This window comes from Vibrio sp. 10N, from assembly GCF_036245475.1.
Taxonomy (GTDB): Bacteria; Pseudomonadota; Gammaproteobacteria; order Enterobacterales; family Vibrionaceae; genus Vibrio.
The window spans coordinates 1,717,619-1,742,116 of the sequence record NZ_BTPM01000001.1; the positions used below are offsets into that span (position 1 = coordinate 1,717,619).

Annotated in this window: 1 protein-coding gene; it reads right to left on the reverse strand. The window is 47.5% G+C overall.

Annotation, left to right across the window (positions count from 1 at the left end; translation table 11 throughout):
• Positions 1–151 precede the first annotated feature (151 nt).
• Entirely contained in the window at positions 152–24,484 is a 24,333-nt protein-coding gene (locus AAA946_RS08010; protein ID WP_445206099.1) for a tandem-95 repeat protein, read from the reverse strand.
• Positions 24,485–24,498 lie beyond the last annotated feature (14 nt).

The window sequence follows — 24,498 nt, forward strand, 5'->3', positions numbered from 1 at the left end:
TGTACCGTATTTAACGATAATGTGGATTTACCATAAAATACCTAATAATCACATTACTTAATCACAGATTAGTAATGTGATTATTAGAAATAAAAATCCCGTGCTTAAGTCTAAGCACGGGATTTGAATATCCTAGTTTAACCGTTAGTGACTAGAAGTTGTTGTCGTCGATATCGTGCTGACTTCCTCCCGATGATTGGTCGTCGTGGCCGAAGCTTCCGGAGTCATCTGTAAAGTCGACACCGGTATCGGTATTGTCGCCAGATGTCCAATCGCCGCTGCCACCTGCATCTTGCAGACCTGAAGTGTCTGTTGGAGCTTGGCTACTCGCTTGCATCGCGTATTGATCATCAACTTCAATTGTTGTCGTTGCTGTTGCTCCTTCAATTGGAGTATCCAATTCATCAACACCTTGGAATGATATTGATGCTTCACCCTCAAAGGTATCGCCAAGTGACATTGTCACAGGTTGCGACAAGTCGCCAGATACTGTGTAAGTGCCGTCACCATTATCAAGTGCACCGCTCACTGATGCGCCTTCTGGAATACCAGAAAGCTCGACCTGTTCTACACCTTCAGCTGATGTCACTTCATCTGGGATAGACAAGTTAACATCTGTGCCAGGTGCCGCGGTAACATCTGCACCCTCATCTTCAGCGTTAGTCTCATCTGCCGATGTAGCTTCAACGGTTTCTTGTACCGTTTCAGTATCTGCTGCAGCGGTTTCTGGCTCCGTGCTTGATGCAGATGTTGCTTCCGGTGCAGTTTCAACGTTCATTGTTGTTTCTAATGTTTGCTCTTCGCCTCCTGATTGCACGGTTGCTTCTAACGGGATGTCACCACTAAACTCTGGATCCGGCCAGAATGTCCATTGGTCATCACCGGACGGCACTAGTGCTCCTTCATCACCCGTGTAGTTGAGTTCAGACAAACTTGCATCGTCCGCAACATCAAGGTTTTGAAGAACCTGTTCGCCGCTGATGCCGATAGAGCCATCGTCGGATTGAGCTAATGGTTCAACTGCTCCAGAAGTTTGTTCATCAACCGTGATATTGAAGTGACTTTCAACTGAGTTTTCGCCATCACTAGCCACGAAGCCAATCTGTGCGCTGCCAGTATAGCCTTCAGCTGGAGTGAATTGATAACCACCCTGCCCGTCAGATTCAATGAGACCTTCGCCTTCAAGCAGTGTGACGGATTCAATACTCATGTCACCCGTTTCAGAGCTTAAAGTACCCAACATGTCGCTATCGGTGAAGTTAAGTGGTTCACTTTCCTCAACGGTAGCAGAAGCAATAGACTCGATTTGTGGGCCATCGGTGATTTGTCCTTCATTCTCATGAACACCAATTGTGCTTTGTTCATCATGAAGAATGCCATCACGCTCTACTACATAAGCGAAGTCCACTTCACCAGTAAAGCCATCGGCAGGACTAAAGGTCCATGTACCATCTCCATTGTCTACCATCGTGCCTTGGTTAGGATCAACCAAGTGAACCATTTGGATAGCATCGTCATCATTGGCATCGATGTTTTGCGCCATGCCAATCAAATCCGCCTCAGTAAGAATGATTGGTTCGCCAAGCGTGGTATCAAAGTCGCCAGCAATCTCACTACCTTCTGGTTCTGGTAACGGCTCATCACCATAGTCAACGGTAGTTGCGCTAACGGTGACGAAGAAGTTTCCTGAGTAATCTTCTGGTGGGGTTAACTGCAGATCATCGATGTTCCAGTTGGTGACACTGATCATTTGTCCAGGTTCAGTAATAATGACCGTATTCTCACCATCACTGACTTCAAACCCAACAGGGAAACCAGTCATGACCAAGTTACTGAGCATCTCTGAGTCATCAATTAGGTCAACGTTTAGTCCTAAGTGACCAGTTGAATCTTCAGAGAACACGAGTGGACCATCGTGATCCGTGGTGATTACGGCGCCATCCGCGACAGGACGAACAAATACTGGTACGTCGAGTGCAGTCTCAAACTCACCGTCAGATGCGATGACTTGTAGCCCAGAAGTTCCTGCAAAATCACCTGTTGGTGTAAATGTCCAAGTGCCATCACCATTGTCATTTAGGTCACCTGCATCTTCTCCATCTGGCATGATAATGCGAGAAATGACTAAGTTCTCGGTATCTATGTCCCCAAATAGGTCAAGCATGTCGGATGAATCGAAGGTAAATGCCCCATCCTCGTTTGTGGTTAGGAAGGCATTACCATCTTTAAATGGTGCATCATTCACCGGAATGACATCAACATTGAGCGAGCCTTCTGCTGTCGCTTCGCCATCTGAGATTTCGTAAGCTAATTCTACTAAGCCGTTAAAGTCTTGCGATGTAACGAGGTGATACATACCGTCTGGCTGTTGCTGCAATTGCGCGTTCTGTGGTGACTTAACACTGATGCTTTCGAGCGTGAGTTCATCTCCATCTAAATCACTTGCTTGTGCCAAGATGTATTCAGGGTCGATGACCATAATCTGGTCTTCTTCTCCCTGCATTTCTATTGCAGGTGCCTGAGGTTCATCGTTAACTGCAGCGATGTCGATATTACCTTGAACCGGTGTTAGTTCAGTACCGTCATCAACGTTAAAGTTGAATGGTACGTCACCATTGAAGTTTTCTGTTGGTGTGAATGTCCACGTGCCATCAGTGTTATCAACCAGTGAACCGAACGACTCATCGATTGACAGATCTCTGGCTGTTAAATCATCGCCATCAATGTCTTGCGCGTGTTTCAACAAGTCTTCTTGTGAGATGATGATGGCGTTGTCTTCGATGCCTTCTAGGTTAACAGGATCCGACGTAGCTGCATCATTGACCGGATTCACGGTGAGATCAGCATTTGCAACGATCGTTTCTGTTCCATCAGAGATATCAAAATTGAGATCGATATCTCCGTTGAAGTTGGCATCTGGCGTAATGGTAAAGCTGCCATCACCATTGTCTGTTACTGTTGCATTGTCTCCTGCAGTTAAGTTCGAAGCAGTTAGCGCATCACCATCAACGTCCCCTGCTTGGGCTAGCAATTGCTCTTGAGTCAAGGTGATTGAACCATCTTCATCGACACTGTAAGCGAGGTCGCCTGAAACTGGAGCATCATTGACCGCTAAGACTTCAATTCCAGCCGTTGTACCAACGCTTGCTCCGTCTTCATCAGCAACAATCACATCCAACGCTACATCACCATTGAAGTTTTCATTTGGTGCGAAGCTATAGGTACCGTTACCGTTGTCGGTGAAGATACCGTCCGTGCCGGAGTACGACACATCACTGACACTCACCTCGCCTTCGACATCACTTGAGTTGGCAAGTAGTTGGTCATCAGAGATAGTGATGATGCCATCTTCATTCACTGAGTACGTCGTAGAACCGGCCACTGGAATGTCGTTGACAGACTCAACCGTCACATCAATATTGGCTTCTGTGGTGGTCGTGCCATCGCTTACTGAGAAGCTCAAGTCAACTTCACCATTGAAGTTCTCGTTTGGAGCAAAGGTATAGGTGCCATCACCATTATCGGTGAACACACCTTCTGTGCCGGAGTAGCTGACATCCGCTACTGACAGGTCATCACCATCAATGTCAGACGCGCCTGCAAGAAGCTGTTCGTCAGTAAAGGTTAACGAGCCATCTTCTTGGATGGTGTAACCCACATCTTCCACAACCGCTGAATCATTCACTGGGTTCACAGTGAGGTCTGCATTCGCCACGATGGTGTCAGTGCCATCAGAAATATCGAAGCTTAGGTCAATGTCGCCATTGAAGTCCGCGTCCGGTGTAATGGTGAATGAACCGTCTTCGTTGGCAGTCACTGTGGCATTATCACCTGCGCTTAGATTAGCCGCTGTGAGATCATCGCCATCAACATCACTAGCTTGTGACAGAAGTTGCTCTTGAGTCAGTGTGATAGAACCATCTTCATCAACGGAGTAAGCCAAGTCACCTGATACTGGTGCGTCATTGACCGCGATAACATCAATGCCGGCAGTGGTCTCAGCGGTAGCGCCATCTTCATCAGCAACGGTCACGTCAAGAGAGACATTGCCGTTGAAGTTTTCATTTGGTGCAAAACTATAAGTCCCATCACCATTGTCAGTAAAGATACCGTCGGTGCCTGAGTAAGAGACATCGCTTACACTCACCTCACCTTCTACATCACTTGAGTTAGCAAGTAATTGGTCGTCAGAGATGGTGATGATGCCGTCTTCATCGACTGAGTACGTCGTTGAGCCGGCCACTGGAATGTCGTTGACAGACTCAACCGTCACATCAATGTTAGCTTCTGTGGTGGTCGTGCCATCGCTTACCGAGAAGCTTAGGTCTACTTCACCATTGAAGTTCTCGTTTGGCGCAAAGGTATACGTACCGTCACCGTTATCAGTGAATACACCTTCTGTGCCTGAGTAGCTAACATCAGCAACTGATAGGTCGTCACCATCTATATCAGACGCACCCGCTAGAAGCTGCTCATCAGTAAAGGTCAACAAACCGTCTTCTTGAATGGTATAACCCACATCTTCCACGACCGCTGCGTCATTCACTGGATTCACAGTGAGGTCAGCGTTTGCCACGATGGTGTCGGTGCCATCTGAGATATCGAAGCTTAAGTCAATGTCACCATTGAAGTCCGCGTCTGGTGTGATGGTGAATGAGCCGTCTTCGTTGGCAGTCACAGTGGCGTTATCACCTGCTGACAAGTTCGCAGCTGTCAGATCATCGCCATCCACATCACTAGCTTGTGACAATAGCTGCTCTTGAGTCAGAGTAATCGAACCATCTTCGTCGACAGAGTAAGCCAAGTCACCAGAAACTGGTGCATCGTTAACCGCGATAACATCAATACCAGCGGTGGTTTCTGCTGTTGCACCATCTTCGTCAGCGACAGTCACATCTAGAGATACAATGCCGTTAAAGTTCTCGTTTGGTGCGAAGCTGTAGGTACCATCTCCGTTATCTGTGAAGATACCGTCAGTGCCTGAGTAAGAGACATCAGAGACAGATACTTCACCTTCCACGTCACTTGAATTCGCAAGTAATTGTTCGTCAGAGATGGTGATGATGCCATCTTCATTGACTGAGTATGTGGTAGAGCCTGCAACTGGAATGTCATTAACAGACTCAACGGTCACATCAATGTTGGCTTCTGTGGTGGTCGTACCGTCGCTCACTGAGAAACTTAGGTCGACTTCACCGTTGAAGTTTTCATTTGGCGCGAAGGTATAAGTACCATCACCGTTGTCGGTGAACACACCTTCGGTGCCTGAGTAGCTGACATCTGCTACTGACAAGTCATCGCCATCAATGTCGGATGCGCCTGCAAGAAGCTGTTCGTCAGTAAAGGTCAACGAACCGTCTTCTTGGATGGTGTAACCCACATCTTCCAAAACCGCTGAATCATTCATTGGGTTCACAGTGAGATCAGCGTTCGCCACGATGGTGTCGGTGCCATCAGAAATATCGAAGCTTAGGTCAATGTCGCCATTGAAGTCTGCATCTGGTGTGATGGTGAATGACCCATCTTCATTAGCAGTTACTGTAGCGTTGTCTCCAGCAGTTAGATTCGCTGCTTCAAGATCATCGCCTTCAACATCGCTGGCTTGAGCTAGAAGTTGCTCTTGAGACAATGTAATTGAGCCATCTTCATCGACGCTATAAGCTAAATCACCAGAGACTGGCGCATCGTTTACTGCAATGACGTCAATGCTTGCCGTGGTATCCGCTGTTGCTCCATCTTCATCTACAACAGTCACGTCAAGAGATACGTTACCGTTGAAATTTTCATTTGGTGCGAAGCTAAATGTACCGTCACCATTATCGGTAAGTATGCCGTCTGTACCAGAGTAAGACACGTCCTCAACAGCCACCTCACCCTCTATATCCGAGCTATTGGCTAGCAGCTGGTCACTAGTAATGGTGATGATGTTGTCTTCGTCAACACTATAAGTCGTCGCTCCTGCAACCGGTAAGTCGTTCACTGAGATGACATCGATACCAGCTGTTGTATCCGCTGTCGCTCCGTCTTCATCGACAACAGTAACGCTTAGGCTTACATCCCCGTTGAAGTTCTCATTTGGAGAGAAGGTATAGGTGCCGTCACCATTGTCGGTGAACACACCATCAGTGCCGGTATAGGTGACACTATCGACTGCGACATCACCTTCGACATCAGAGCTGTTGGCAAGCAATTGTGCGTCGCTGATGGTGATGCTTCCATCCTCATCTACGCTATAGCTTGTCGCACCGGCTACTGGAACATCGTTGATTGGAACGACTTGGACATCGATATTGGCAGATACCGTATCCGTTCCATCACTGACGTCGTAGGTGAGATCAACATTACCATTGAAGTTTTCATTTGGCGCGAAGGTGTAAGTACCATCGCCATTGTCAGTAAAGACACCGTCAGCTCCTTCATAGTTTACTGACTCAACAGTTAAATCGTCGCCGTCGATGTCGGTTGCGCCAGCGAGTAATTGTTCGTCAGTAAAGGTTAGCGAGCCATCTTCATTAATGGTGTAGTCGTGGTCGTAAATGACAGACAAGTCATTCACAGCTGTCACCGTAACATCAAGTTCAGCTGGGGTAACACCACCGTTGCCGTCGTCAACGTTATAGCTGATTGAGAATTCACCGTTAAAGTTCTCTTCCGGCGTAATGGTATAAGTACCATCACCGTTGTCCGTGATGATCGCGTTTTCGATAGCGATATCACCAATGCTTGGTTCATTACCGCCAGTTTCTTCACCAGTGCCTGTTTCTTCGGAATCACCGGCTACGACTTCTGAGATATCAATGCCATTGTCGGCCGCGGCGGCTTCTTCAGACGTTGGTAGCTCAAAGTTAGTGACCGTGCTGACGTCTTGGCTCGGTACTATCACGCCATCAACGATGTCAAACACATGCCAGTGATCGCCCTGCGGGTTTTCAGGTAGATCCGGTGTAAAGGATTGAATCAGTGTATCCCCAACAAAGATTTGAACTTGAACATCTTCTACGCCGTCCACATCCCAACTGCGGCCACTGTAGTTGTGCACTGAATAGTGCATGTTCATGTCTTCGTAGTTTGGAATGGTAATGGTTTCTGGGCCATTGCCATTCACATCATCGACATCTTGTGCAACGCGGTCACCAGACTCTTGGGTGTAGCTCATATCTCGATAGTAGATATGGTCTAGCTCTTGCCCTGAATCTTGATCGTACAACCATAGGTGGTTGTCAAGATCTCGAGGATCATCTCCCCAAGTCACCACCACACGCATATCTGCATCATCTAGGACTTCAGATATTGCGGTTACACCACTGTTGGTCTCTTCTCCTGCTGGAACTACAAAGCTTGTCGTAATTGAGCCCTCTTGCTCAATAGTGACTGTACCTTCACTCACTATCGAGCCGCTAACTGAATAGTTGCCCGAGTCATCGGTTACGGTGGTGTAGCTATTGCCTGCACCGTCCGTCAGCGTAACTTCAGCGCCAGATACTGGATTACTGGTTTCCGCATCCAGCACGGTGCCAGTCACTGTTGTATCATCGCCCTGCTCTCCAATGATGGCTGTCATGTCATCATCTTCGATATCAGTTGCGAACTGCAATAGCTCTTCTTGAGTGATGGTATAAGAGCCATCTTCCTCAATCGTAATGGCTACATCAGCCGAAACAATTGGCGCATCATTAACAGGATCTACTGTTAAGCCGAGGTTAGCTGCAATTGGAGTGTCACCATCACTGATGCTATAGGCCACATCGATGTAACCATTGAAGTTCTCATCTGGCGTGATGGAGAAAGTACCATCGCCATTGTCAACAATGGTTGCATTGTCAGCTACCAAGCTGTCTGCAGTGAGTACATCCCCCTCGATATCAGCCGCATTGGCAAGCAATTGCTCTTGAGTAATCGTAATGGTGTTGTCTTCATCAACATTAGCGTAAACATCTGACGTAGTTGGAAGATCGTTGACTGGATTAACCGACAGATCGGCATTCGCAACAATGGTTTCTGTACCATCCGAGATATCAAAGCTTAGGTCGATGTTGCCGTTAAAGTTGGCCTCTGGTGTTACCGTAAAGGTACCGTCACCATTATCAACCACGGTTGCGTTATCGCCAGCAGACAGGTTAGCAGCAGTGAGCTCATCCCCATCCACATCTGAAGCTTGAGACAGCAATTGCTCTTGGGTTAACGTAATCGAACCATCTTCGTTGATGTTGTAAGCAAGATCGCCTGAGACTGGCGCATCATTAACCGCAATCACGTCGATACCTGCAGTGGTATCAGCGGTTGCACCATCTTCGTCAACAACGACGACATCAAGCGACACGTTGCCGTTGAAGTTTTCATTTGGCGCAAAGCTGTAAGTACCGTCACCATTGTCTGTGAAGATACCATCTGTGCCAGAGTAAGACACATCGCTGACACTCACGTCCCCTTCAACATCAGAGCTATTAGCAAGCAACTGATCATCTGAAATGGTAATCACGCCATCTTCATTCACTGAGTATGAGGTAGAGCCTGCCACTGGTATGTCATTGACAGATTCTACCGAGACATCAATGTTGGCTTCTGTTGTCGTTGTGCCATCACTAACAGAGAACTTAAGATCAACATCACCGTTGAAGTTTTCGTTCGGAGCAAAGGTATACGTACCGTCACCGTTATCTGTGAATACGCCATCAGTGCCTGTGTACGAAACATCCACAACAGAGAGGTCATCACCATCAATGTCTGACGCACCTGCTAGAAGTTGCTCGTCAGTAAACGTCAGTGAACCATCTTCTTGAATGGTGTAGCCAACATCTTCCACAACCGCTGCGTCGTTCACAGGATTCACAGTGAGGTCTGCATTGGCCACTATGGTGTCGGTGCCGTCAGAGATATCGAAGTTTAGGTCAATGTCGCCATTGAAGTCTGCATCTGGTGTGATAGTGAATGAGCCATCTTCGTTGGCTGTAACTGTCGCGTTGTCACCCGCTGACAAATTCGCTGCAGTAAGGTCATCACCCTCGATATCACTTGCTTGAGACAGCAATTGCTCTTGCGTCAGCGTGATCGAACCATCTTCATCAACAGAGTAAGCTAAGTCACCTGAGACCGGAGCATCATTAACCGCGATGACATCGATACCAGCAGTGGTATCCGCTGTTGCGCCATCTTCATCAACAACGGTTACATCAAGCGATACATTGCCGTTGAAGTTTTCATTCGGTGCAAAGCTGTAAGTGCCGTCTCCGTTGTCCGTGAAGATACCGTCAGTGCCTGAGTACGACACATCATCAATGGCCACTTCGCCCTCAATGTCAGAGCTATTGGCGAGAAGCTGTTCGTCAGAGATGGTAATAATGCCATCTTCATCAACTGAGTAAGTGGTAGAGCCAGCAACAGGAATGTCATTGACCGACTCAACCGTCACATCAATATTCGCTTCAGTGGTGGCTGTGCCATCACTGACAGAGAAGCTTAAGTCCACGTCACCATTGAAGTTCTCGTTTGGTGCGAAGGTATAGGTACCATCACCGTTGTCAGTGAACACACCTTCTGTGCCCGAGTAGCTGACATTAGCGACAGACAAATCGTCGCCATCAATGTCAGATGCACCCGCTAGAAGTTGCTCATCAGTAAACGTTAGTGAGCCATCTTCTTGGATGGTGTAGCCAACATCTTCCACAACCGCTGCGTCATTTACTGGGTTAACTATGAGGTCAGCGTTCGCAACAATGGTGTCGGTACCATCGGTGATATCGAAGCTTAAATCAATGTCGCCATTAAAATCAGCATCTGGAGTAATGGTGAATGAGCCATCTTCGTTAGCAGTCACTGTCGCATTATCGCCTGCGCTTAAGTTAGCCGCAGTCAAATCATCGCCGTCTACATCTGAAGCTTGAGAGAGCAGTTGTTCTTGAGTCAGTGTAATAGAACCATCTTCGTCGACGCTGTATGCCAAGTCACCTGAGACTGGAGCGTCATTAACTGCAATGACTTCTACGCCTGCAGTTGTCTCTGCTGTCGCACCTTGCTCATCCACAATAGTGACATCAATCGAGACCTCACCATTGAAGTTTTCATTTGGCGCGAAGCTATAGGTACCATCACCATTATCGGTAAAGATACCGTCTGTACCTGAGTACGAAACATCAGAGACCGCGACATCGCCCTCGACATCCGAGCTGTTGGCAAGCAGCTGCTCGTTAGTGAACGTGAGAATGTTATCTTCGTCAACACTATAAGTCGTTGAACCAGCGACTGGTAAATCATTGACTTCAGTTACTGTGATATCAATATTCGCAGGGGTGATTTCCGTGCCATCAGATACTTCAAACAAGAGGTCGATTTCACCACTAAAGTTCTCATTTGGAGCAAAGGTATAAGTACCATCACCGTTATCTGTAAATACCCCTTCTGCGCCATTGTATATGACCGATTCAACGCTGAGGTCATCACCATCTACATCGGTAGCATTGGCGAGCAACTGCTCGTCAGTAAAGGTGAGCGAGCCATCTTCTTCCATGGTGTAAGCCACATCTTCAACAATCGCCGCTGCATCGTTAACTGGATTAACAGTCAAGTCGATATTAGCGACCGTTGAGTCTGTACCATCAGTGACAGAGAACGTTAGGTCGATATCACCATAGAAATCCGCTTCTGGTGTGATAGTGAATGAACCATCATCATTGGCAACAACGGTTGCATTGTCTGCTGCGGTGACATCTAAAGCAGTAAGGTCATCACCTTCAACGTCACTAGCTTGAGACAATAGCTGCTCTTGAGTAAGCGTAATCGAGCCGTCTTCATTAATGCTGTATGCCAAGTCACCAGAGACTGGCGCATCATTAACAGCGATGACTTCTATGCCAGCTGTTGTTTCAGCCATTGCACCATCTTCATCTACTACGGTTACATCTAGCGATACATTACCGTTGAAGTTTTCATTTGGCGCAAAGCTGTAGGTGCCGTCACCGTTATCCGTGAAGATACCATCTGTGCCTGAATAAGAAACATCGTCAACTGCAACCTCACCTTCAACATCTGAGCTATTCGCAAGAAGTTGATCATCGGAGATTGTGATTATGCCATCTTCATCAACTGAATACGTTGTTGAACCCGCAACTGGAATGTCATTGACAGACTCTACGGTAACATCGACGTTCGCTTCAGTCGGGGTGGTTCCATCGCTTACTGAGAAGCTCAAATCGACTTCACCATTGAAGTTCTCATTTGGCGCGAAGGTATAAGTGCCGTCACCGTTATCGGTAAACACGCCTTCCGTACCGGAGTAACTCACATCGGCGACAGACAAGTCATCGCCATCAATGTCTGATGCGCCAGCTAATAGCTGCTCATCAGTAAAGGTTAATGAACCATCTTCTTGAATGGTATAACCGACATCTTCAACCACTGCAGCGTCGTTAACAGGGTTAACGGTTAAGTCTAGATTTGTCGATACGATTTGGTCGCCATCGCTGACATCGAAGCTGAGGTTTACATCGCCATTGAAGTCTGCGTCAGGCGTGATGGTAAAGGTGCCATCGCCATTATCCACAACAGTGACGTTTTCATCTTCCGTGCTCAAGTTAAGCGCAGTTAGAGCATCGCCATCGAGATCGGTGGCATTCGCCAGTAGCTGCTCTTGAGTAATGGTGATTGAACCATCTTCGTCGACTTGTGCAGAGACCGAGTCTGATTCAGGCGCATGGTCAACTTCAAAGTTAACGACTTGAATCGTACTCGCTTCATCATCGTTAGAAAGCTCTGTTGCGGTCGCTTTGATTTCTAACGCAGTGGAGCCGGTATAATCCTCTGGGAAGGTGATTTCGATGTTTTGATCGATGACCAGAGTTGGAAGCACGGCTGTACCATCTTCACCAATAACGATCTCACCTTGCAAGATTTGGCTGTTGGTTTCACCGACGTCTACGGTAAAGGTGAAGTCATCATAGTCGCGATCACCACCTCCATAGAGATCTTCGATACCATAAACAATCTCGCCATCATCATTTAACGTTGTTCTCGTATGTTCAACGCCATCTTGGTTCAGGTTGGTATTCGTACCGCCATGGAATACCGAGTCTCCAAATTGACTTTGGATAACGGTTTCATTGCCATCTGGATCAATATGAACCAGTTGCGGGTCAACAGAATCAATGGTAGCTGGATTGCCGTCTGCATCACGGAACATAAAGGTCCCATCTTGCATCGAGTCGAAGTCATTGCGATTGAAGCCATTTGGAATGACAAACAGGTTGAAGCTTTCGCCTTCTTCTACTTCAAACGTGATTGACGATTGACCAGGAATCAAGTCGCCACCGGAACCAACTTGGGATGCGTTCTCAAACCCAATGTTTACGTCGGTAATATTGCCATCTTCATCAACAGTGTAGTAACCAGCTGTATTTTGGAAACCAGCGCCTTCACCTTCGAAAGTGACAGTGATATCCGTGGTTTCATAACTGGTAATACCGCCAGACTGGTCATCAAGAACACCCTCGTTGTCATAGCGAATCACAGTCCCTTCTGGTAACCCACCTACTTCCAACGTTAGTGTTTCAGACAAGTCTTGGTCTACAAGCGCTGCACCGATGTTTAGTTCGGTGGTGCTACCTGGTTCGACAACAATAGCCTCATCTGTGACGGCGTCACCATCACCAGTAGTCACTTCCAAGTCCGGTGCATCGGCTACTGCTTCGACACTCACACCGATAGTTTGGGCAACTTCAGCTTCCCCATCTGATACCGTAAAGCCTATATCTAGATTACCGCTAAAGTGCTCTTCCGGCGTAAAGGTGTATGTACCATCTCCATTATCGACGAGAGATCCTTCATCACCGCTGTAACTCACATCGGTAATACTCAGTTCATCACCTTCGACGTCCGTCGCCTGGGCAAGAAGCTGCTCTTCCGTGAAGACAAATGTATTGTCTTCCTGAATTTCAACGTTAAGCGGAGCAACGTCTGGTGCGTCATTGACTGGATTAACCGTCAGTGTAAGCTCGCTGGTTGTATCTAGCTCACCGTCAGAGACGTTGTAGCTAAACACGATATCGCCATTGAAATCTTGTGACGGCGTAACACTAAACGTACCATCACCGTTATTAACGATCGTTGCGTTCGGGTCATTGGTTTCAAGGTTTTCTGCAACTAAGAAATCACCGTCTCTGTCAGTCGCATTCTCAAGCAGCATATCTTGTGTCACCAAGATAACACCATCTTCATCCATTTCCGCGACGACTGGCTCAGCTTCAGGCGCATCATTAACGAACTGAACTTTCAATGCGATGTCAGCGGTAACCGTATCGGTACCATCACTGACATCAAACGTAAGACCGGCACTACCACTATAATCTGGTGCTGGCGTTAAGGTATAAGTACCATCACCATTGTCAGTTACCGATACATTTGGATCATCAGAGTTAACGTTGACGACCGTTAGATCATCACCCTCAACGTCTGTTGCTTGGGCAAGCAACTCTTCTGCTGTGACAATAATCGATTCGTCTTCCAAGACATTGAATGACAAATCGGGTACATCAGGTGCATCGTTTACAGGCGTTACGGTTAGGTTTAACTCGGTCCCTACCGTAGCGATTCCGTCTGTAACATCATAAGTGAAGTCAATATCGCCATAGAAGTCTTCACTTGGGGTGATAGTGAAACTGCCATCCTCATTTTGAACAATGGTAGCATTCTCATCGTTAGTGCTTAGATTGACTGCAGTGAGATCGTCGCCATCAAGGTCACTCGCGTTAGCAAGCAACTCTTCTTGAGTGATAGTGATGGTGCCATCTTCTTCTACCGAAGCAGATAGTGGGCTTGTTACTTCTGGACCAACGTTGGAGTCAACAACATCTATGTTTAGTGAACTTGGCGCCGAAGCTTGGCCATCACTGATATCAAACGACAATGAGACATTGCCAGTAAAGCCTTCAGATGGTGTGAAGCTGAAGGTATTGTCGCCATTATCAACCAGTGTCCCGTCCAATTGATTGGTTAGGACAAGGTTTTCTACATGTAGGATGTCTCCATCTACATCAGTTGCACCGCTTAATAAGCTCGATGTACTAATTGTGATGGTGCCATCGTTCAGCATATCCAAATTCAGCGGAGCACCAGAAACAGGAACGTCGTTCACTGGAATCACCGCCAAATCAATTTGATTCATAGTGACATCTTCGCCATCACTCACACCAAAGCTGAGATCCACATCGCCATTGAAGTTTTCGTTTGGAACGAATGTGTATGTACCATCTCCGTTATCAGTTAACTCACCACTATCCCCGTTGTAGCTGACGTTGTAGATGCTTAATTCATCACCCTCGACATCGGAAGCATTCGCAAGCAGATCTTCATCGGTAAATGTGATGGAGTTGTCTTCTTCGGTACTCAAGATAACTGGACCAGATACCACTGGCGCATCATTTACTTCTGCGAAGTTGATGTGGATAGTATTATCGTCGACCAACTCGCCGTCGGTGACTTGATACGTTAGGTCAATATCACCCGAGAAGTTTTCATTTGGTGTAACAGTCCAAGTGCCATCACCGTTGTCGGTTAAGGTTGCGTTGTCATCTTCGAGAGCTAAGTTGATGATATCAAGTTCATCACTGTCGATATCACTGGCTTGCGCCAATAACTGCTCTTCGGTAATGACGATAGAAGCAAAACCATCCGCTCCCTCTTCTGTCGTGGTTACGGCTGGTAAGTCGGCTGTTAGATCGATCTCTTGATCACCCTCACGAACATTCAGACTAATGGTTTCTGTAACTTCAGTACCGTCGATACCGATAGATGTAAATACCACATCATCAGGTAGTGTCTGAGAAACCGACATGTTTTGAACGACGTAAGTACCGTTACCTTGAATAGTACCGAGTTCGAAACGAGCCACAGGTTCATCAGTCGTTAACGTATATTCGTGCTCATAACTATTACGATCATCTTTATGGTAAGTTTCAGAATCTATGAGATTTCCATCCGCATCAAACGCTCGGATCTCGACCTCTGTGAAGTGTCTAGACTCTTCCATAAACCAGCCGCCTAGACCATCTAGATTGAAGCTGATTTCGTTAATGTCCTGACCTTCGACCGTGACGACAAGTTGTTCATCACCACTTAGGCCTTGTCTGTCAGTATCCCCAATACCATGACCGATATGGGTGTCACCGTTCCAAGCTCCAAGCGGACCATCGGTACTTTGTGTGGTAATGGTTAAGTCACCATCGGTAAATTGGCGAGTATGAGAATCAACTTCATCACCCCAGTCGCTGACCTTAGCGTTGTCATCGAAGGTACCAAGTTGCGTCGTTGATGTAGAATCCGCTACCGCAGTCTCATCCGGAACAAAGCGAATCTCAGTGTCTGGAGAAACTTCTTGCCCAACTTCTAGAGTGACCCACTCATCCTCAATGTTTGCTTGAACAATACCGAACTCAGGTTGTTGGTCGAGACGAATCGCTGGCTCTTCGCGCATACTAACGCCAACGGTTTGGTCTTCTTCCGCTTGAATGTAGATTTCATCGCCCGCATCAGGCGCGTCATTTACTGGATTGACAGTTAGATCTAGAGTCGTAACAACATTCTCTTCACCATCGGAAACGGTGTAAGTGAAGTCCAACTCACCATTGAAGTTTTCTTCTGGAGTGATAGTGAACGAGCCATCCTCGTTCTGAACGATTTCTGCTTCAGTACCAAACAATTGCAAATTACTCGCAACGAGATCGTCGCCGTCTACATCCGAAGCATTCGCCAATAATTGTTCTTGAGTGATGGTGATACTGTTATCTTCATCCACCTGAGCGACAATGCCCGATACTTCTGGGGCGTCGTTAACTGGGTTAACGGTCAAGCCACCTGACGCAACAATAGTGTCTGTACCGTCCGAGATATCGAAGTTGAGATCAATTTCTCCATTGAAGTTGGCATCTGGCGTAATGGTAAAGGTTCCATCACCGTTATCGACGACGGTGGCATCTCCACCGACGCTCAGGTTGGAAGCTGTTAATGCGTCCCCCTCAACGTCTGACGCTTGAGCAAGTAATTGGTCTTGATTTAGCGTGATAGAGCCGTCTTCATTAACCGAGTATGCGACGGTACCAGAGACAGGTGCATCGTTGACCGCGATCACTTCAATACCAGCAGTTGTATCTGCTGTTGCGCCGTCCTCGTCAACAACAGTGACATCAAGAGAAACATTACCGTTGAAATTTTCGTTTGGTGCAAAGCTATAAGTACCGTCACCGTTGTCAGTGAAGATGCCATCAGTACCTGAGTACGACACATCACTGACACTCACCTCGCCTTCCACATCACTTGAGTTAGCAAGTAATTGATCATCAGAGATAGTGATAATACCGTCTTCATTCACTGAGTATGTGGTTGAACCTGCAACCGGAATGTCATTGACAGACTCTACGGTCACATCAATGTTTGCTTCAGTGGTCGTTGTACCGTCGCTCACTGAGAAGCTTAAGTCCACGTCACCATTGAAGTTCTCGTTTGGCGCGAAGGTATACGTACCGTCACCATTGTCGGTGAACACACCTTCTGTACCAGAGTAGCTGACATCTGCAACGGATAGGTCATCGCCATCAATATCAGACGCACCTGCAAGAAGCTGCTCATCAGTAAAGGTCAACGAACCATCTTCTTGGATGGTGTAACCCACGTCTTCCACGACCGCTGCGTCATTCACTGGGTTCACAGTGAGGTCTGCATTCGCCACGATGGTGTCGGTACCATCAGAGATATCGAAGCTGAGGTCAATGTCGCCATTGAAGTCCGCGTCTGGTGTGATGGTAAATGAGCCGTCTTCGTTGGCCGTTACAGTTGCATTGTCACCTGCGCTTAGGTTAGCCGCAGTCAGATCATCGCCGTCGATATCACTTGCTTGTGATAGCAATTGTTCTTGGGTAAGAGTAATCGAACCGTCTTCGTCAACCGAGTAAGCTAGGTCACCTGAGACCGGTGCATCGTTGATTGGAAGCACATCTACGTTAATCACTGTATCAACAGTGGCACCATCTTCATCTTGAATGGTAACGTTCAATTGAACTTCGCCGTTGAAGTTTTCATTTGGAGCAAAGCTACAAGTACCATCACCATTGACGGAGAAGATACCGTGTGGTCCATCGTAGCTGATACCCACTAAGGATACATCGCCTTCGATATCAGATGCATTGGCAAGGACTTGAGACTCACTGAATGTCAATACGCTGTCTTCATCAATAGTGTAAGACGTTGGTCCTGCAATTGGTGGGTCGTTGACCTCGATAACGGTTAAACCAGCGCTTGTCTCTGCTGTCGCTCCGTCTTCATCTACTACAACTACATCAAAGCTAACTTCACCCGAGAAGTTCTCGTTTGGCGAGAAGGTATAGGTACCATCACCGTTGTCAGCAAAGACACCATCAGTACCTGAGTAAGAGACATCCTGAACAGATACATCACCCTCAACATCGGAACTGTTAGCCAATAACTGCTCGTCAGTAATGGTAATCGAGTTGTCTTCTTGTACAGAATAAGTTGTAGAACCGGCAACAGGGATATCATTGACCGACTCAACCGTCACATCAATGTTGGCTTCTGTGGTAGTCGTGCCATCACTTACCGAGAAGCTTAAATCCACGTCACCATTGAAGTTCTCGTTTGGCGCAAAGGTATACGTACCATCACCGTTGTCAGTGAACACACCTTCTGTGCCAGAGTAGCTGACATCTGCGACTGATAGGTCGTCGCCATCAATGTCAGATGCGCCAGCGAGTAGCTGCTCATCAGTAAAGGTTAACGAACCATCTTCTTGGATGGTGTAACCCACATCTACCACAACCGCTGCATCATTCACTGGGTTAACAGTGAGGTCTGCATTGGCCACAATGGTGTCGGTACCATCAGAGATATCGAAGCTGAGGTCAATGTCGCCATTGAAGTCCGCGTCTGGTGTGATGGTAAATGAGCCGTCTTCGTTGGCAGTAACTGTAGCGTTGTCACCTGCGCTTAAGTTAGCCGCTGTCAGATCATCGCCGTCCACATCACTCGCTTGCGATAGCAATTGCTCTTGCGTCAGAGTAATCGAACCGTCTTCGTCAACGGAGTATGCTAGGTCACCTGAAACTGGTGCATCGTTAACCGCGATAACATCAATGCCAGCGGTGGTTTCTGCTGTTGCACCATCTTCGTCAGCGACAGTCACATCTAGAGATACATTGCCGTTAAAGTTCTCATTTGGCGCGAAGCTGTAAGTACCATCACCATTATCAGTAAAGATACCGTCTGTACCTGAGTAAGACACATCATCAACCGCGACTTCACCTTCTACATCTGAGCTATTTGCAAGAAGCTGCTCGTCAGAGATAGTAATGATGCCGTCTTCATCGACTGAGTACGTCGTTGAACCGGCCACTGGAATGTCATTGACCGACTCAACGGTCACATCAATGTTGGCTTCCGTGGTTGTTGTACCATCGCTTACCGAGAAGCTTAGGTCTACTTCACCATTGAAGTTCTCGTTTGGCGCAAAGGTATACGTACCATCACCGTTGTCAGTGAACACACCTTCTGTGCCAGAGTAGCTCACGTCGGCAACAGACAAATCATCACCGTCAATGTCTGATGCGCCCGCTAGAAGCTGCTCATCCGTGAAGGTCAACGAACCATCCTCTTGAATGGTGTAACCCACATCTTCCACAACCGCCGCATCATTCACTGGGTTAACAGTGAGGTCTGCATTGGCCACAATGGTGTCGGTACCATCAGAGATATCGAAGCTTAAGTCAATGTCGCCATTGAAGTCCGCATCCGGTGTGATGGTGAATGAACCGTCGTCGTTGGCAGTCACAGTGGCGTTATCACCTGCTGACAAGTTCGCAGCTGTCAGATCATCGCCATCCACATCACTAGCTTGTGACAATAGCTGCTCTTGAGTCAAAGTAATCGAACCATCTTCGTCGACAGAGTAAGCCAAGTCACCAGAAACTGGTGCGTCGTTCACTGCGATGACATCAATGCCCGCTGTGGTGTCTGCCGTTGCGCCATCTTCGTCAACAACAGTCACATCTAGTGATACATTGCCGTTGAAGTTTTCGTTTGGCGCGAAGCTGTAAGTGCCATCGCCGTTGTCAGTAAAGATACCGTCTGTGCCTGAATAAGACACATCATCAACCGCGACTTCACCTTCTACATCCGAGCTGTTAGCAAGCAGTTGGTCGTCAGAGATGGTGATGATGCCATCTTCATTGACTGAGTATGTGGTAGAGCCAGCAACAGGGATATCGTTGACAGACTCTACGGTCACATCAATGCTGGCTTCAGTGGTGGTCGTGCCATCGCTTACTGAGAAGCTTAAGTCGACTTCACCATTGAAGTTTTCATTTGGTGCGAATGTGTATGTGCCGTCACCATTGTCGGTGAACACACCTTCGGTGCCTGAGTAGCTGACATCCGCTACTGATAGGTCATCGCCATCAATGTCTGACGCGCCAGCAAGTAGCTGTTCGTCAGTAAAGGTTAATGAACCGTCTTCTTGGATGGTATAACCTACATCTTCCACAACTGCTGCGTCATTCACTGGATTTACCGTGAGGTCAGCATTCGCGACGATGGTGTCGGTACCATCAGAGATATCGAAGCTTAAGTCAATGTCGCCATTGAAGTCCGCATCTGGCGTGATGGTGAATGAGCCATCTTCGTTGGCCGTTACGGTTGCATTATCACCTGCACTTAGGTTAGCCGCAGTCAGATCATCGCCGTCCACATCACTCGCTTGGGAAAGAAGTTGCTCTTGCGTCACAGTGATAGAGCCGTCTTCGTCAACGGAGTAAGCCAAGTCACCAGAAACTGGTGCGTCGTTCACTGTGATGACATCAATGCCCGCTGTGGTGTCTGCTGTTGCACCATCTTCGTCAACGACAGTCACATCGAGAGATACGCTACCGTTGAAGTTTTCATTTGGTGCGAAGCTGTAGGTACCGTCACCGTTGTCAGTGAAGATACCGTCCGTGCCTGAGTAGGACACATCATCAACCGCGACTTCGCCTTCCACATCCGAGCTGTTCGCTAGAAGCTGTTCATCAGAAATCGTGATGATGCCATCTTCATCGACAGAGTATGTGGTTGAACCTGCAACTGGAATATCATTGACCGACTCAACGGTCACATCAATGTTGGCTTCAGTGGTCGTTGTACCGTCGCTCACTGAGAAGCTTAGGTCTACTTCACCGTTGAAGTTTTCATTTGGCGCAAAGGTATAAGTGCCGTCACCGTTGTCTGTGAACACACCTTCTGTACCAGAGTAGCTCACGTCGGCAACAGACAAGTCGTCCCCATCAATATCTGATGCACCCGCTAGAAGTTGCTCATCCGTGAAGGTTAACGAACCATCTTCTTGGATGGTATAACCCACATCTTCCACAACTGCTGCGTCATTCACTGGATTAACAGTGAGGTCAGCGTTCGCGACAATAGTGTCAGTGCCATCAGAAATATCGAAGCTGAGGTCAATGTCACCATTGAAGTCCGCATCTGGCGTGATGGTGAATGAGCCATCTTCGTTGGCCGTTACCGTTGCGTTATCGCCTGCTGATAAGTTAGCCGCAGTGAGATCATCGCCGTCCACATCACTTGCTTGCGATAGCAATTGCTCTTGAGTCAGAGTAATCGAACCATCTTCGTCAACTGAGTATGCTAGGTCACCTGAGACCGGTGCATCGTTGACTGCGATAACATCAATACCGGCAGTGGTCTCTGCCGTTGCACCGTCTTCATCTACCACGGTTACATCAAGAGATACATTACCGTTGAAGTTCTCATTTGGCGCGAAGCTGTATGTGCCATCGCCGTTGTCAGTAAAGATACCGTCTGTGCCTGAGTAAGACACATCATCTACCGCAACCTCACCTTCAACATCAGAGCTGTTCGCTAGAAGTTGATCGTCCGAGATAGTGATGATGCCATCTTCATCGACTGAGTAAGTCGTTGAGCCAGCAACAGGAATGTCGTTGACAGACTCGACAGTCACATCAATATTGGCTTCTGTGGTGGTCGTACCGTCGCTCACTGAGAAGCTTAAGTCAACTTCACCGTTGAAGTTCTCGTTTGGCGCGAAGGTATACGTACCATCACCGTTGTCGGTGAACACACCTTCGGTGCCTGAGTAGCTGACATCCGCTACTGACAGGTCATCGCCGTCAATGTCAGACGCGCCTGCAAGAAGCTGTTCGTCAGTAAAGGTCAACGAACCATCTTCTTGGATGGTGTAACCCACATCTTCTACGACTGCCGCGTCATTCACTGGATTCACAGTGAGGTCTGCATTGGCCACAATGGTGTCGGTGCCATCTGAGATGTCGAAGCTTAAGTCAATGTCGCCATTGAAATCCGCATCTGGTGTGATGGTAAATGAACCGTCTTCGTTGGCAGTAACTGTGGCATTATCACCTGCTGATAAGTTCGCAGCCGTGAGGTCATCACCTTCCACATCCGACGCTTGTGATAGAAGCTGTTCTTGTGACAATGTCACACTTCCGTCTTCATCAACACTGTAAGCTAGGTCGCCTGATACCGGAGCGTCGTTGATTGGAAGCACATCTACGTTAATCACTGTATCAACAGTGGCACCATCTTCATCTTGAATGGTAACGTTCAATTGAACTTCGCCGTTGAAGTTTTCATTTGGAGCAAAGCTACAAGTACCATCACCATTGACGGAGAAGATACCGTGTGGTCCATCGTAGCTGATACCCACTAAGGATACATCGCCTTCGATATCAGATGCATTGGCAAGGACTTGAGACTCACTGAATGTCAATACGCTGTCTTCATCAATAGTGTAAGACGTTGGTCCTGCAATTGGTGGGTCGTTGACCTCGATAACGGTTAAACCAGCGCTTGTCTCTGCTGTCGCTCCGTCTTCATCTACTACAACTACATCAAAGCTAACTTCACCCGAGAAGTTCTCGTTTGGCGAGAAGGTATAGGTACCATCACCGTTGTCAGCAAAGACACCATCAGTACCTGAGTAAGAGACATCCTGAACAGATACATCACCCTCAACATCGGAACTGTTAGCCAATAACTGCTCGTCAGTAATGGTAATCGAGTTGTCTTCTTGTACAGAATAAGTTGTAGAACCGGCAACAGGGATATCATTGACCGACTCAACGGTCACATCAATATTGGCTTCAGTGGTGGTTGTCCCGTCGCTCACTGAGAAACTTAGGTCGACTTCACCATTAAAGTTTTCATTTGGCGCGAAGGTATACGTGCCATCACCATTGTCGGTGAACACACCTTCTGTACCAGAGTAGCTAACATCTGCTACCGACAAGTCATCACCGTCAATGTCTGATGCGCCCGCTAGAAGCTGCTCGTCAGTAAACGTCAGTGAACCATCTTCTTGGATGGTGTAGCCAACATCTTCCACTACCGCCGCGTCATTCACTGGATTCACAGTGAGGTCTGCATTGGCGACAATGGTGTCGGTGCCATCTGAGATGTCGAAGCTTAAGTCAATGTCGCCATTGAAGTCCGCATCCGGTGTGATGGTGAATGAGCCATCTTCGTTGGCAGTAACTGTAGCGTTGTCACCTGCGCTTAAGTTAGCCGCTGTCAGATCATCGCCGTCCACATCACTCGCTTGCGATAGCAATTGCTCTTGCGTCAGAGTAATCGAACCGTCTTCGTCAACGGAGTATGCTAGGTCACCTGAAACTGGTGCATCGTTAACCGCGATAACATCAATGCCAGCGGTGGTTTCTGCTGTTGCACCATCTTCGTCAGCGACAGTCACATCTAGAGATACATTGCCGTTAAAGTTCTCATTTGGCGCGAAGCTGTAAGTACCATCACCATTATCAGTAAAGATACCGTCTGTACCTGAGTAAGACACATCATCAACCGCGACTTCACCTTCTACATCTGAGCTATTTGCAAGAAGCTGCTCATCAGAGATGGTTATGATGCCATCTTCATCGACTGAGTATGTCGTTGAACCGGCCACTGGGGTATCATTGACAGACTCTACAGTCACATCAATATTGGCTTCTGTGGTGGTTGTACCGTCACTTACTGAGAAGCTTAGGTCGACGTCACCATTGAAGTTCTCATTTGGTGCGAAAGTATAAGTACCATCACCGTTGTCGGTGAACACACCTTCAGTACCTGAGTAGCTCACGTCGGCAACTGATAGATCATCCCCATCGATATCTGATGCGCCCGCAAGTAACTGCTCATCAGTAAAGGTTAACGAACCGTCTTCTTGGATGGTGTAACCCACATCTTCCACGACTGCTGCGTCATTCACTGGATTTACAGTGAGATCAGCATTCGCGACGATGGTGTCTGTGCCATCTGAGATATCGAAGCTTAAGTCAATGTCACCATTGAAGTCCGCATCTGGTGTGATCGTAAACGAACCGTCTTCGTTAGCCGTTACGGTTGCATTGTCTCCTGCGCTTAAGTTAGCCGCAGTGAGATCATCGCCGTCCACATCACTTGCTTGAGACAGAAGCTGCTCTTGAGTAAGAGTAATAGAACCATCTTCATCAACTGAATAAGCCAAATCACCTGAGACTGGTGCATCGTTAACCGCAATAACATCAATACCCGCGGTAGTCTCCGCAGTTGCCCCTTCTTCATCCACCACAACGACATCTAGGCTGACATTACCGTTGAAGTTTTCATTTGGAGCAAAACTGTAGGTACCATCACCATTGTCAGTGAAAATACCATCGGTGCCTGAGTAGGAAACATCGCTGACGGAAACGTCCCCTTCAATATCGCTTGAGTTGGCTAACAATTGGTCATCGCTAATAGTAATAATGCCATCTTCATTAACTGAGTAAGTCGTTGACCCCGCGACAGGTAGATCGTTAACGGCTTCGACAGTGACATCAATATTGGCTTCCGTTGTTGTAGTTCCATCGCTGACAGAGAAACTTAGATCAACTTCGCCATTAAAGTTTTCATTTGGAGAGAAAGTGTATGTACCATCACCATTGTCGGTGAAAACACCATCGGTACCGGTGTAAATTACATCGGCAACGGTAAGATCATCACCGTCTACGTCAGTTGCCCCTGCTAAAAGCTGTGTGTCTGTAAAGGTGAGTGAACCATCCTCTTGAATGGTGTAAGCAACATCTTCGACTTGTGCCTCATCGTTTACATCTTCGACTTGGATTTCGAACGTTTGCTCCGTTGTTTCGGAGTCAAAGTCGTCATCCAATCGCTCTTGATTTAGGTTGGCTTGCTCGCCTTCATCAAGAACGTTAACTTCAAACGTTTCGCTGTCAGTTTGCGTGTCAAAATCATCCCCTTCGCCAGCAACTGCGGTTGGTGAAGCGGCTGCAGCTTGTGGCGCGCCAGAAGCTTGCTGAGTTTGTCCTTCAGCATCACTGCCGCCATCAGAGCCTTCAGAATCTTGTCCGCCCACACTTTGTGCGCCTGCACCTGCGCCACCAGCACCACTAGAACCCGCATCAGCACTAGTGCCACCGTCTGTCATTTGACTATCAACAA

Coding starts and splice junctions, on each gene's coding strand:
- AAA946_RS08010 (WP_445206099.1), bottom strand. CDS start 24,484: ATGACAGACGGTGGCACTAGTGCTGATGCGGGTTCTAGTGGTGCTGGT.